The sequence below is a fragment of the Singulisphaera chitinilytica genome (genome assembly GCF_049331405.1).
GTDB lineage: Bacteria > Planctomycetota > Planctomycetia > Isosphaerales > Isosphaeraceae > PoT.
In genome coordinates this window covers 5,181,256-5,194,773 of the sequence record NZ_CP186274.1, presented here as the reverse complement: position 1 = coordinate 5,194,773, position 13,518 = coordinate 5,181,256, and the positions used below count along the sequence as shown (strand labels likewise).

7 protein-coding genes are annotated in these 13,518 nt (G+C 66.4%); 4 read left to right on the top strand and 3 right to left on the bottom strand.

Annotation, left to right across the window (positions count from 1 at the left end; genetic code table 11):
• Window positions 1-20 precede the first annotated feature (20 nt).
• Window positions 21-2,021, top strand: coding sequence for a PAS domain S-box protein (locus ACOYYX_RS20645; protein WP_422923265.1), 2,001 nt, complete (start codon window positions 21-23; stop codon window positions 2,019-2,021).
• 273 nt (window positions 2,022-2,294) lie between these two features.
• On the opposite strand, the gene ACOYYX_RS20640 is transcribed toward ACOYYX_RS20645, so the two are convergent.
• Window positions 2,295-4,247 (bottom strand): putative bifunctional diguanylate cyclase/phosphodiesterase, encoded by a 1,953-nt coding sequence (locus tag ACOYYX_RS20640; protein WP_422923263.1) that lies wholly within the window; start codon window positions 4,245-4,247, stop codon window positions 2,295-2,297.
• A 715-nt stretch (window positions 4,248-4,962) separates the two neighbouring features.
• Between ACOYYX_RS20640 and ACOYYX_RS20635 the strand changes: the two genes are divergently transcribed.
• On the top strand, window positions 4,963-5,313 hold the full coding sequence (locus tag ACOYYX_RS20635; protein WP_422923261.1) for a response regulator: 351 nt from the start codon (window positions 4,963-4,965) through the stop codon (window positions 5,311-5,313).
• Between the two features lie 223 nt (window positions 5,314-5,536).
• Here ACOYYX_RS20635 and ACOYYX_RS20630 read toward each other — a convergent pair whose 3' ends face one another.
• Together ACOYYX_RS20630 and ACOYYX_RS20625 are read right to left on the bottom strand one after the other, a co-directional pair.
• Window positions 5,537-7,129, bottom strand: a complete 1,593-nt coding sequence (locus ACOYYX_RS20630) for a hybrid sensor histidine kinase/response regulator (protein ID WP_422923259.1) — start codon at window positions 7,127-7,129, stop codon at window positions 5,537-5,539.
• On the bottom strand, window positions 7,122-8,627 hold the full coding sequence (locus tag ACOYYX_RS20625) for an ATPase domain-containing protein (RefSeq protein WP_422923257.1): 1,506 nt from the start codon (window positions 8,625-8,627) through the stop codon (window positions 7,122-7,124). The genes ACOYYX_RS20630 and ACOYYX_RS20625 overlap by 8 nt, the downstream gene beginning before the upstream one ends.
• Before the next feature lie 2,195 nt (window positions 8,628-10,822).
• Between ACOYYX_RS20625 and ACOYYX_RS20620 the strand changes: the two genes are divergently transcribed.
• Window positions 10,823-11,917 (top strand): DUF1559 domain-containing protein, encoded by a 1,095-nt coding sequence (locus ACOYYX_RS20620; protein ID WP_422923255.1) that lies wholly within the window; start codon window positions 10,823-10,825, stop codon window positions 11,915-11,917.
• A gap of 43 nt (window positions 11,918-11,960) precedes the next feature.
• The gene (locus ACOYYX_RS20615; RefSeq protein ID WP_422923253.1) at window positions 11,961-13,259 is read left to right on the top strand and encodes a sulfatase family protein; all 1,299 of its coding nucleotides are present in this window, start codon (window positions 11,961-11,963) and stop codon (window positions 13,257-13,259) included.
• The last annotated feature ends 259 nt before the right edge of the window (window positions 13,260-13,518 follow it).

Below are 13,518 nucleotides of genomic sequence, written 5' to 3'. Positions count from 1 at the left end.
CGCGACGGAAGATGCCAAGAATGACGACACGAGAGAGAGACCCCGACCCCGAGACGCCCCCCCACGACGCCCGGCTGCTGGCCCTGCTCGAGCACGCCTTCGACGTCGTCGCACTGACCGACGCCGAGGGGGCCATCGAATATGCCTCGCCGGCCATCGAGCGCGTCCTGGGGGTGAAGGACTCCGACCTGATCGGCGTCCGATGGGCCGAACGCCTGCACCCGGAGGACGACGGCCCCTTCCGCGTGCGGCTCGGCGAGGCCGTGCAGCGTCCGGGGGCCTCGCGGGCGTTCGAGGCCCGGCTGCGGCACGAGGACGGGTCCTGGCGCTTCGTCCAGGGCCGGGTCACGAATCGCCTGGACAAACCGGCCGTCCGGGCCCTCATCTGGAACGTCCGCGACGTCACCGGGCTGAGGTCGGCCGAGGAGCTGGCCCGGGAGAAGCACGAGCTCAACGCCAGGCTGGCGGCCATCGTCGAATCGTCCGACGACATCATCGCGTCCAAGACCCTGGATGGGATCGTGACGAGCTGGAACCGCGGGGCCGAGCGCATCCTCGGCTACACCGCCCAGGAAATCGTCGGCGAGCACATCTCCATCCTCATGCCCCCCGATCACATGGAGGACACGCAGAAGATCCTGAATCGCATCCGCGCCGGGGAGCAGGTCAACCACTATCAGACGAGGCGGCGTCGCACGGACGGCGCGATCATCGACGTCTCGCTCACCGTCTCGCCGATCCGCGACGCCTCGGGGACGATCGTCGGGGCCTCGAAGATCGGCCGCGACATCACCGCCGAGAAGCGACACCGCGAGGAGCGGGAGCGGCTCCTGGCCGACGCCGAATCGGCGAAGGCCAGCTCCGAGGCCGCCAACCGGATGAAGGACGAGTTCCTCGCGATCCTCTCGCACGAGCTGAGGTCTCCCCTCAACGCCATCGTCGGATGGGTGAAGATCCTGGGCATGGGCACGCCCTCGCCCGAGGAGATCAGGGAGGGCATCGCCGTCATCGACCGCAACGCCAAGGCCCAGGCCCAGATCATCGAGGACCTGCTGGACATCTCCCGCATCGTCTCGGGCAACATGAGGCTCGATGTGCAGCGGGTGAACCTCGCGGAGATCATCGAAGCCGCCATCGCCTCAGCGGGCCCCGCCGCCGAGGCGAAGGGCGTGCGTCTCACGAAGCTCCTCGATTCCCACGCCGGGCCCGTCTCGGGCGACCCCGTGCGGCTTCAGCAGGTCATCTGGAACCTGATGACGAACGCCGTGAAGTTTACCCCCAAGGGGGGCCGCGTGCAGGTGCTCCTCGAGCGGGTCAACTCCCACCTGGAGGTCTCCGTCATCGACACGGGCATCGGCATCCGGCCCGAATTCCTCCCGCACGTCTTCGAGCGGTTCCGCCAGGCCGATTCCAGCTCGACCCGGCGCCACGGGGGGCTGGGCCTGGGGCTGGCGATCGTCAAGAACCTGGTCGAGCTCCACGGGGGCACCGTGCGGGTCAAGAGCCCCGGCGAGGGGCACGGGTCGACCTTCGTCGTCTGCCTGCCGCTCATGGTCCTCGACGAGCCGAAATCCTCGCGGAGGGCGGGCCCCCGTGAGCACGACCCCGACGAGTTCGACTGCTCCGACGTGCCCCTGGAGGGGATCAGGGTCCTCGTCGTCGACGACGAGGCGGACGCGCGGCACCTCATCCGCCGGGTCCTGGAGGAATGCGGGGCCGAGGTGATCGATGCGGACTCGGCCGAGCGGGCCGTCGGGCTCCTGGAGGCGGGGCCGCCGGACATCCTCGTCAGCGACATCGGCATGCCGGCCCAGGACGGCCTGGACCTGATCCGTAGCGTCCGGGCGCGGTATACGGCGAAGAAGCTGCCCGCCGTGGCCCTGACGGCATTCGCCCGGGCCGAGGACCGCCGGCGTGCCCTGATGGCGGGCTTCCAGACGCACGTCGCCAAGCCCGTGGACCCGGCGGAGTTGGTCGCCGTCGTCGCCAGCCTGGTCGAACGGACGGGGGGCAAGAAGTAGGCTCGTGCACGGAAGTCTCTGGGGCGGGCGGCCTCGGCGGATGTGGCCGAGATGAGGCTGCTGGATCTCGGGACATGGTGATGCCATCCTGCTCGCCGTGCTCGAGGCCTCTGGAAGGCGGCCGCGGGGCATGCTCGAGGTGTGGCAGCGGAGACCCTGACCGCCCGGGCACAGCGGGGAGAGACCTCGGACCAGATCGTCGAGGCAGGGGCGGCCTGGCCCGAGGAATTTACCCGTCTCGCCGACGACCCAGGCCATCGGGAGTCAGCGCAATCATGAGCGAGCGTCGCATGCCGCCGCGCCGTAGGAAGTCGGATGGGCGTATATCCATTCCTGGAGCCCGGCCGGTGGGAGCGGCCGGCTGAAATAATAGCCCTGGGCCATGTCGCAGCCCCAGGAGGCGAGGAGGGCCAGCGTCGCCTCGTCCTCCACGCCTTCGGCCACGACGCGGAGCCCCAGGTTATGCCCGAGGTCGATCACCGCGCGCACGATGCACGCGTTGGGGCCGTCGACCCTCAGGTCCCTGACGAATGAACGATCCACCTTCACCTCGTCGACCGGCATGTCCCTCAGATAGGCCAGCGACGAGTAGCCGGTCCCGAAATCGTCGATAGAGACCCGCATCCCCAGGTCGTGCAGTCGCGTCAACGACGCCTTGATGCGGGCCGGATCCGCCATCATGGCGCTCTCGGTCACTTCCACCGTCAGCCACCGGGGCAGGGCGTCCGGGCTCGCCAGAGAATCGAGGATCGACTCGAGCAAAGGCGCGTCCTGCAGGTTCTCCGGGGCCAGATTCACCGCGACATTCAGGTCCAGCCCCGCCGCGTGCCAGGCACGGCACTGGCGCAGCGCCTCGCGCAGGGTCCATGAGCCCAGCGGCTTGATCAGCCCGGTATGCTCGGCCAGCGGGATGAAATCCCCGGGCGGGATCAGCCCCTCCCGGGGATGCAGCCAACGGACCAGCGCCTCGACGCCCCCGACTCGCATCGTCCTGAGGTTGATCTTAGGCTGGTAGTGCAGGACGAGCTGTTCGCGATCGATCCCCTGGCGCAACTCGCCGGCCAGGGCCAGGTGGCGCGTGGTGTATTGGGCAGCATCTGCAGTATAGGAGACCCATCCGGCCCGCGCACGCTTGGCCGCGTACATCGCCATATCCGCCCGCTTCAGGAGCGTCGCCGTGTCCCGCCCGTGCTCGGGGTAGGCGACGATCCCGATGCTGATGTCGACGTCGAGCGGCTGCCCGTCGACGAGGAACGGCCGCCTCAGCGCGGACAGGATCCGCTCCGACACCGCGGCGGCGCGCATCCGGTCGGAGGCCGGCAGGAGGATGCCGAACTCATCGCCGCCGAGGCGAGCGACGGTATCCGAGTCGCGGACGGCGGCCAGCAAGGTGGGGCGTAGCCGCTGCAGGACGGCGTCGCCGAAGTGGTGGCCGAACGTGTCGTTGATCTCCTTGAAGCGGTCCAGGTCCAGCAGCATGAGGGCGAAGGTCCCCCCGCCGGCGTGGGCCGAGGCGATGGCCCGCTCGATGTTCTGGAGGAGCAGTGAGCGATTGGGCAGCCCGGTCAGCGAGTCGGTGCTCGCGGCCCGCTCGGCCTCGGAGAGCATCGCGCCGAGCGTCTCGGACTGCTCGCGGATCACCAGGCGTTGCAGGAAGTCGGACCGGTGCTGGCACTCCAGGGTGTAGGAGATGTTCAGCGCCAGGATTTCGGCGGTCACCACGAACATCGTATTGTTCAGGATCACCCGGGGCGGCGCGACCGACCAGAGCGTCGCCTCGTAGGCGAGGAGGGTGGCGAGCGAGACCGCGGACGCCGCCCGGAACCGGAGCCCGGGGCTGGCGCAGCAGCCGATCGTCGCCAGGATGATGCCGGCGTAATAATAGCGGTGCCCGTCGGAGCCGGCGGCGACGATGATGGCGACGACCACGAGCCCGCAGAGGAGGTCGGCGGCCGCGAGCGCCGGGCCCATGATCCGCTCGAACCGGCGGGAGAGCGAGAGCAGGGCGATCCCCAGCATCGCGGGGCAGGCCACGCCCAACCGGATCGGCACGGTGAACCAGAGGGCCTGCGGGATCAGGACCCGATCGATCAGGATCCCGACGGCCATCAATACGCCGCCGAAGAGGATATTGATCCGCACCGCGGCGATGACCCCGGCGAAGTAGTCGGCCCGGAAGGCGGCCTCGACCTGCGGGTCGAGGAAGCGAAGCCGCCGGGCCTGCATCGCCCTCGGCGGGGGATCCGACGATGTTTTTGGGGCCGGACTCGAGGTTGGATGTCTCATGCTCCGCCGTTGACCTTATCGCCTCATCGCGAAGAGGCTGTACACAGGTTCTTGGACGATCCTGCGGGCTCACGCCTTGGAGCACCTGATCGTTATATTACTTCACGGGATCGTGCTTTTTAAACATAGGTCGAATTCCGGGAAGGTGATCTCGATGCGAAGTCGAGCGATTCTAAATGTGGGAATATCCCACATATTGGGGGGCGAGGCCCAGCAATGACCTCGGGTACCTCTCGTATGACCTCGTTCCTTGGGAGGTTATAGCCGTCGCGCAGGATGGCGGATCCTGCGCCCCCAGGCCTTCCGCCAGGACGAGGGCAAGGCAAACCCCATGGCACACGACCAGGTCACACTCGCCGTCTACCTCGCCGGCGCCCCGCGGTGACGAAGGGCAAGACGAACGTCGTCAACGCTGCCTTCGAGACCGTGTCCAAAGGACGGGCGGGGCACGGCAGGCCGAGTGACGGGCAGGCGATTCTAAATTTGTGCACGTTTACTCGTCGTTGCGGCGATCTGGCCTATGGTTACTTTGAGGCTGGTGACCCGGAAACGCCCCGCGACACGGCGGGTGCGTCGTCTTGAAGGGGGCTTTCTCCCCCTTTAAAGTGACCACACGGCTCATTGGCACATTTTGGCCCTTGAACGAATCGATGACATGCCCAACTCCGTCCTGGTGGTCGAAGACCATGACCTGACCCGGCGCACGCTCGTGGCGCTGTTTCGCGGGCACGGCTGGCCGGTCCGGGCGGCGGCGACGCTCAAGGAGGCGCTGGCACAGCTGGAGCCCGCGCCGGCGACCATCCTCCTGGACCTGATGCTGAGCGATGGCGACGGCGAAGAGGTGCTCCGCCAGGTGCGGTCGTCGCGACTCCCATCGCGGGTGGTGGTGATGACCGGTATGGCGGATCGCGAGCGGCTCGATCGCCTGCGAGAGCTGAAGCCGGATTCGATCCTGCGGAAGCCGATCAATTTCTCGAATATCCTGCGGAAATGCCTCGTGGAATAGAGGGCCTTGCAACCGCCCCAGGCCCTCTCGCGCAGGCCCGGCCCCTCGTCGACCATCGCGTCGTCAAGGTGCCGACTCGTTGACTCCGTGCCGAAGCCCCGATCAAATCCCCCGAGCATGGGATTCGCATGAGACCGCCGGGGCCGGGGAGCGTGTCGAGAGGTCGGGTGCAAGGACTCCCACTGGACCGGAGCGTGGACACGGCTCGCCGGGCTGGCGCCGATCAGCCGAGGAGCGGGAGGAGCAGCCCGATGTCGACGGGCTTCACCAGGTGGTGATTGAAACCCGCCTCGCGGCCTTGCTCCCTGGCCGCCGAGTCGCCGTAGCCCGAAATCCCGACGATGACCGTGTCCCGGCACCACTCCTCCAGCCTGAGCTGGCGGGCCACCTCGAACCCGTCCATGCCGGGCAATCCGATATCCAGGAGCACCACTTCGGGGCGACGCTCGCGGGCCTTACCGATGGAAGCCCGACCGTCGTGCACGATATCCACGGCGAAGCCCATCATCGTGAGGATCTCTCCCATCAGGCCTGCGACATCGGCGTTGTCGTCGACGATGAGCACCCTCCTGCCATGCCCTGCGATCACACCCAAATCGTTCGACGAGGGCTCAGCAGGGGGCACCGCCACATGCGGGAGCCGGATGGTGAACTCGCTCCCATTGCCGACCTCGCTCGTGGCCTCGATAGTCCCCCCGTGCAACTCCACCAGCTGCTTGACGACGGTCAGCCCGATGCCCAGGCCCCCCTCGGAGCGGGCGAGCGAGCGGTCGCCCTGGGCGAAGAGCTCGAACATCTGCGGCAGCTTCTCCGGGGGGATGCCGACGCCCCGGTCGGCTATGGCGATGACGACCCCGCCCCCGTCGTTCGCGGCCGAGACGCGGATGTGCCCGCCTTTCTCGCTGTACTTGGCGGCGTTGTTCAGGAGGTTGACCACCACCTGCTCCAGGCGAGTCGGGTCCGCGTCGGCCCAGAGCCTCCCGCGGTCCATGTCGACCTCGAGCCTGTGCTCCCGCTCCTCGATGAGGGGCCTCACCGTCATCAGGGCACTGTCGAGGATCCCGGTCAGGTCGAGCAGCTCCCTGCGGAGCTCGATCTTCCCCCGATTGATGCGGGAGACGTCCATGAGGTCGTCGATCAGCCGGGTGAGGTGCCGCATCTGCCTCGTGATGACGTCCCTCGACCATTCGACGTGCTCATGGAGCCCGCTCCGCGCGGCCAGGGTCACGGCGTTGTTGACGGCCGAGAGCGGATTCCTGAGCTCGTGGGCGAGCATCGCCAGGAATTCGTTCTTCCTGCCGTCGGCCGCCTCGGCCTCGGCCCTGGCCGCGTTGGCTTCCCGATAGAGGCGGTCCCGCTCCTCGGCCGTCCTCTTCATCTCCTCGATGCTGTCGCGGAGCTCGTACTGTCGTCGCCTCGCGGCGAGGGCCGCCCGGATCGCGCTGAGCAGAGGCACGATGCGGGTGGGGCGGTCCAGCAGGACCACGTTCGCCAGGGTCTTGAGGACCGCCTCGGCCCTGGAGAGGTGGCCCTTTCCCGACGTGAGCACGATGATCGGGAGGCTCGACCAAGCGGGCTGGCGGCCGAGCACCTCCAGGAGCCGATCGGATTCCTCCGTGGCGAAGTACTCCTCCATCAGGATGACGACCCCGGCACCCTCCTCGATGGCTCGGGTTAGGTCGTCGTGCGCCCGGAGGACGTAGGGCGTGAAGCCCGACTCGCCCAGGATGCCCCGGGCCATCTCGGCGTCCCGGGCCGTCGGGGCCAGCATGAGCACCCGGTCGGCAGCCTCATCGACGCCGCGGTGGTCATGCATCGGCCTTACCCTCATCGCGGAGGGGCAGCGTCCCGCCGTCGTACTGGGGCACCCCGGTCAAGATTCCGCGGAACCCTTCCAGGGGATTCCCGACCTGGACGCCCGAGTCGGTGATGAGGAGTTCGCGAAGGGTCCTCTCGTGCGACCCGGTCCGCTTCTTGAAAACGCTGATGGCCTGCCGTATCTGGGCCGAGACCTCGAAGTAGCGGAGCAGGAGCACCATGTCCGCGAGGTAGCTCACGTCGAGCTCCTGCGAGTTCGCCATCAACAGCCCGTGCTGGGCCACGACGACGATGGTCACGATCCCCTGCTGATTCAAGTAGGAGAAGAGCTCGTGGAGGTGCGTCGTGAGGAACCGCTCCTCGGGCATGGCCGAGAGGTAGCCATTCAGGCTGTCGATGACGATGATCCTGGCCCCGCCCTCGACGACGCGGGTCACCTTGTCGGCGAACCCGCCGGGGGAGAGTTCGGCAGGGTCCACCTGCTGGGCGTGGAGTCGCCCGTCCTTGAGATACTGGCGAATCTCCTCGAGGCAGAGTTTCTCGGAGCGGGAGAAGAGCGTCTCAATGACCTCGTCGAACGTGAAGACGGCGGCCTTGCGGCCCCTCGATAGGGCCGTGGCGACATACTGCATGGCCACGGTCGATTTCCCGGCCCCCGCGGGCCCGAGGAGCAGTGTCGTCGTTCCGGCCTGGAGCCCGCCGTGAGTCATCAGGTCGAGGTTCTCGACGCCGCTCGAGAAGACATCCAGGTCGAAAGCGTCGTGATGCTCCGCCGCCACGAGCCGGGGGTGGACCACGACGCCACCCCGTACGATCTCGTAGTCGTGGTAGCCGTCCTGGAAATTTGCCCCTCGCACCTTCGTGACGTTCAGACGTCGCCTCGCCCCGCCGTAGCCGGGCAGATGCTTCTCCAGGACGATGTTGCCCCCGACGAGGCTCTCGGGCTGGATGTGACCGAGGGGGTTGGTGCGGTCGTCCAGGAGCAGGACCGTGATGCCTTGCTCCTCGAAGTAGTGTTTGAGCGAGAGCAGCTGACGGCGATAACGGAGCGAGTCGGCGGCCAGGGTCCTGAGCTCCGAGAGCCCGTCGAAGACGACGTGCATGGGATTCGTGCGTTCTACCTCGGCCATGATCTGGCGGGTCGTCTCGCCGAGCTCGACCTCGGAAGGGTGGAAGATGACATACTGGCCCTCGCCGACCATGTTGAAGTCGGAACGTGTCAGGTCGCTGACTTCGATCGCGTCCAGGGACCAGCCGTGCGAGCGGCAGGCGAGGCGCAAATCGCTCACGGTCTCGGTCAGAGTGATGTAGAGGCCCCGCTCGCCGGCCCGGCTGCACGACATGAGGTATTGGAGGGCCAGCGTCGTCTTGCCCGAGCCCGGATCCCCCTGCACCAGGTAGAAGCCCTTGCGGAGGAATCCGCCGCGGAGGATGTGGTCGAGCCCCGCAATGCCCGTCGAAACGAAGTCGTTCGCCGCGTCCTCGGGCCCGTCCATCGCCGTCTCCTTAATCGATCGACCGCGCCGCCGAGAACAACGGGTTCCTCGCCCGCGATCGGCGGGGCGGGAACCTGACGTCCGTTACGCCGTCATGAGGAACGTGGAGGGTATCCTACGATGCTCAGGCGTGGGCCCTCCCGAATTCGTCCGGGATTCGCCCTTGTCACAAGATTCCTGCAAGGTGACGCCACACTCGGGCAAGAACGTCAGTGTCGCGTCTTCGATGGCCGAGAAGAGTACCTGACGCCAGGCCATGACCGTGGCTACGGAGGGATCTGCTTCGGGCCGGGACTCGGTGACATTCGTCATGGCTGATGTCTTCGCCTGCCGCTCGAGTTGTCCGTTCGCAAGGTCTTGGCGTTCGAGTTGGCCAGTTTAACCGAAGTGCTTCCGCATGTGGCAACAATCGAAATAATGCGACGCGAGAACTCGCGATTTGAGCGGCCCAGTAGGTCGCAACTCGATGGATCGTCCGAGGCGCTCTCGTCCCAGGAAGCTGCGAACTCGGATCAATTCCGACCAGCCTGGACAGCGGGCCTATGAGACGGGCGACAGCCGAGTTAGCAATTCAAGCCGCTCGGACGTACGCCACGGACCATGCCCGGAGTTGCGCCGATCGAGCCCCGGCGATGTAACGTTACGGTAGCGTACGGGTAGCCATACAAGCTCGGAGGAGATGGCCTGGATTCCCGACTTCCGGGGGAGAGTGTGTGTCTCCGGACTAACCCGATACGACGTTGCCGAAGCGTTGCATGGCGTTGCCGAAATGTTGCAGCAACGCGTCGCATGGCGTTGCTCCAACCCCTCATGGGCTCTGGGCCACTCGCCGGGTTAGGGCCAATGCCCTTAAGTTAAGGTCTGGGCACTGTTCGAGAGCGGTTCGCACAGTCAAAAACAAAGGCTTGATCAAGTGGGTGAAGGAGCGAGTACTGGACGGATTGTCTTAACTTAAGGGCATTGGGGTTAGGGCGACGATGACCGTGCGCCTTAAGACGTCAAAATCTTCGCTTGCCGGTGGAAGACGTGGAGGAGAGCCCCGGCCACTTGCCGAAACCCCTCAAGAGGGCAAAGCCACTCGGGAGGGACCGTGCTCAAGAGCATCATCCTCGAACGCCCGCAGGCCGTCTTCGACCCCAAGAGCATCGGCCGACACCAAGGTCGACCGCATCATCGAGATCGGCGTCCTGAAGCTCCTCCCCGGCATCTCCGACCAAAGGGCACGGCGGGTCAACCCGGACGTCCCCATCCCGCCCGAGCCGTCCGGCCTTCCCCGCGTGCCGACGAGAGGGAGTTACGCGACATTCAGCGCCGACCGCCTCTCATGGAAGAGCACGAACACCGGCGCGAGCACGGCTAAAGCCAATGCGGCCCGTCTCCACAGCCCCCCGGATCGGGCTCTCGGCTGGCTCGGCATGGCGATCCCGGGAGCATCCCCGTCAAGCACCGCTCCTCGACCGGCCCAAAGCCTCGGTCGCCTTTCGTGAATCCTGTGAAGGTTTTACGCTTGTCTCAGGCGAATGATCATTCCATTCGGCCTCGGTGCCTATTCGACGTCCAAATCGTTCGATGGGACAATACCCTTACGATCAACGGGCGTCCTCGTCTCAGGCTGCCCGGCCGGGGGTCGATTGCTTCGCGAAAGACATAATCCCGCTCCGGGCCGAGGAACAGTTGGCTGCGCGACATCTCTCACGCCAACAACTGCTTCTGAAAATCTTATTCTTCTCTGGTACGTTCAATCTTCCGTCCTCGTTGCTTTCTTGATAGCATCTCCGCATTCGGTCCACTAGATATCTGGTGCCTTGCGGCCGCGCGTCCGGTGGGTCCTGCGGCGCTTCGTCTGGCCTGCGATCTCGCAGTCTTCGTGCACGATCCTGCAGGTCGCGATCGGCCATCACCGGTGATCGCGAGCGTCAGGTCGGCTCCTGGGCCTCGGCGTGAGGGCGTAGTCTCTTTGGTATCCCCCCACCAAAGCTCCTCGCTTCGGCGGCTTGAGGCCTCGATCGCCGAAGGTTGGCGCCGATCATGTGGCCCGCTTATCGCGGTCCGTGTCTGGATGCTGCTCAATCCATCGTCCCGGGGCGAGATGGGCTCGGCTCGCGCCAGGGACGCTGGCGTGGTCCCATTCCACAAGGGCGGAAAGCGTCCAAAGTCGGCGGCCTTGTCTTGAGCTCCATTCCCAGGAGGTCCTCATGATCTTCCGCATTCGTCGTCCCGGCCGAGGATTCACGCTCATCGAGCTGCTGGTGGTGATCGCGATCATCGCCGTGCTCATCGCGCTGCTCCTTCCCGCCGTGCAGGCGGCGCGCGAGGCGGCACGCCGGGTCCAGTGCGTCAACAACCTCAAGCAGATGGGGCTGGCGGTCCATAATTACGTCAGCACTCACGACTGCCTCCCGCCGGGCGATCAGCAGGTCTATTCCCCCAGCAACGCGAAGGTCATCAGCAACGGCGATTTCAGCATCCACATCCGCCTGCTCGCCTTCCTGGAGCAGCAGCCGATGTACAATGCCGTGAACTTCAGCCTGCCGGTGCTCAACGACGCGTACGGGGAATACGTCAACTCGACGGTGAGCCTCTCCCGCCTGAACGCCTTCCTCTGCCCGTCGGCGATCGCGCCGGCTTACACCGGCACGGGCCTCGCCGCCGGGCCGTACACCGGAGCCCAGGCGACGGGCAACAGCTACTTCGGCTCGATGGGGTCGAGCCTGGAATACGACGCCTCCAACGCCGGCGGCCCGCCCAACGGCCCGTTCTACTTCAGCGGCAAGATCAAGGCGGCGCCGGTGAAGTTCGCCGGGGTGACCGACGGCCTGTCGAACACGATCGCCGTCGGCGAGTGGAAGCCCGGCGGGGGCAACCTCGCGACCGTGACGCTGCCGCAGGACATCCAGTATGCGGCGAGCGCCCCGCTGGTGGCGAACACGCCGGACATGGTGATGTCGCAGAACAACCTCGCCAAGTTCCAGAGCTGGCAATCGACCTGCCGGGCCGGCACCCGCGCCCCCCGCACGCCGACGCTGGGGCAGTTCTGGGCGGTGGGCCTCCCCATGCTGACCCTCGGCAATGTCGTCATCGGGCCCAATCCCAAGACCCCCAATTGCGCGTTCACGAATTCTTATAATAGCGGCGGCATGTATGGCCTGAGCAGCTACCACCCCGGCGGCTGCAACGTCGCCATGGCCGATGGCTCGGTCCGATTCCTCAAGGACAGCATCTCACTGCCGACGCTCTGGGCCTTGGGCTCGCGGGCGCAGGGCGAGGTGCTCTCGGCCGACTCTTACTGACCGGATTGCGCGACATCCCGTCATCCCCTCGAGGCCCCAGAGAATGCTCACCGCGATCCTCCTGGCCATCGTCGCTCTGGCCCCCGACGCGGCCGACCGCCCGAACATCGTCGTGTTCGTGGGCGATGACCTCGGCTACGGCGACCTCGGCTGCTACGGGCATCCCCGGATCAAGACCCCGACGCTCGATCGGCTGGCGGCCGATGGGATCCGCCTCACCTCGTTCTATTCCGGGGCGCCGATCTGCTCTCCGTCACGGGCGGCCCTGTTCACCGGGCGGACGCCGTACCGCGTCGGCATCCGCGACTGGATTAAGGAGGACTCGGGCGTCTTCCTGCCCCGCTCCGAGGTCACGATCCCGCAACGGCTCAGGGAGGCCGGCTATAGGACGTGCCTCTCGGGCAAGTGGCACCTGAACAGCCGATTCAACGGCTCCGAGCCGACCCCGGGCGAGTTCGGCTTCGACCACTGGTTCGCCACCCAGAACAACGCGCCGCACCTCAACCCGGGCAACTTCGTACGCAACGGCAAGCGAGTCGGTCCGCTTCGGGGCGCGGCGAGCACGGTCACCGTGGACGAGGCGATCGGGTTCATCGCCGAGGCTTCGAGCAAGCCCTTCGCCATCTTCGTCACATTCCACGCCCCGCACGAGCAGGTTGCCGCGCCCGAGGAGTATACGTCGATGTATGCGGATATCGACGACCCCACGAAACGCGACTACTACGGCAGCATCACGCTGATCGATGCCGAGATCGGCCGCTTGCTGGCGGAGCTCGACGCCCGCGATCTTAGGGACCGGACGCTCGTGATATTCACCAGCGACAACGGCCCGCAGAAGCTGCTCGGCTATCCCAGGGCGATCCATTCCCACGGCTCCTCGGGCCCGCTCCGGGGCCACAAGCTCTCGATGTACGAGGGAGGCTATCGCGAGCCGGCGATCCTCCGCTGGCCCGGCCACATCAAGGCCGGCGCGGAGAGCGCCGAGCCCGCCGGTTTCGTCGATCTGCTGCCCACGCTCTGTGCCCTGGCGGGGGCCGCCCCGCCTGCGGACCGGATCCTCGACGGCGTCAACATCCTGCCGCTTCTGCTCGAAGGCAAGGCCGTCGATCGCCCCCGGCCCTTCTACTGGCAGTTCGACTATGCCCAGGAAGGCCCCTGGACACAGTCGATGCGCAAGGGCCCCTGGAAGCTGCTCGCCGACGCGGGCCGCAAGAATTTCGCCCTCTACAATGTCGAGGAGGACGTCGCAGAGCGGCACGATAGAGCGGCCGATCTTCCGGAGTTGGTCAAGGGACTGAGGACCGAGATGGAGGCGTTCCAGTTTCCCGACGCCAAACAATAGGCCGTCCCGTCGACTCCATAGGTGCATGCCGCGTGAGAAGATGGGGGGAGCCGGGCGAAGCCCACGGTTCGGTGCTCCCGGCGGCCCTGGGTCGTGGCCTTCGCTTCGCCCCGTCGGCAACGCCCTATGGTTCACGTCCCTGCGATGACCCGACCAAGAGGTGAGCGTCCTAACTCGTCGGCTGCCCTGCGTTCCCTGCGGGTTCTGCACGGCAGCGGGTGGTCTTGCTTTGACATCGTGAGCTTAAGCCACCTCCGCC

What these genes read in the sequence shown, in the direction of transcription:
- ACOYYX_RS20645 (WP_422923265.1), top strand. Translation starts at nt 21, where the DNA reads ATGACGACACGAGAGAGAGACCCCGACCCCGAGACGCCCCCCCACGAC.
- ACOYYX_RS20640 (WP_422923263.1), bottom strand. Translation starts at nt 4,247, where the DNA reads ATGCAGGCCCGGCGGCTTCGCTTCCTCGACCCGCAGGTCGAGGCCGCC.
- ACOYYX_RS20635 (WP_422923261.1), top strand. Translation starts at nt 4,963, where the DNA reads ATGCCCAACTCCGTCCTGGTGGTCGAAGACCATGACCTGACCCGGCGC.
- ACOYYX_RS20630 (WP_422923259.1), bottom strand. Translation starts at nt 7,129, where the DNA reads ATGCATGACCACCGCGGCGTCGATGAGGCTGCCGACCGGGTGCTCATG.
- ACOYYX_RS20625 (WP_422923257.1), bottom strand. Translation starts at nt 8,627, where the DNA reads ATGGACGGGCCCGAGGACGCGGCGAACGACTTCGTTTCGACGGGCATT.
- ACOYYX_RS20620 (WP_422923255.1), top strand. Translation starts at nt 10,823, where the DNA reads ATGATCTTCCGCATTCGTCGTCCCGGCCGAGGATTCACGCTCATCGAG.
- ACOYYX_RS20615 (WP_422923253.1), top strand. Translation starts at nt 11,961, where the DNA reads ATGCTCACCGCGATCCTCCTGGCCATCGTCGCTCTGGCCCCCGACGCG.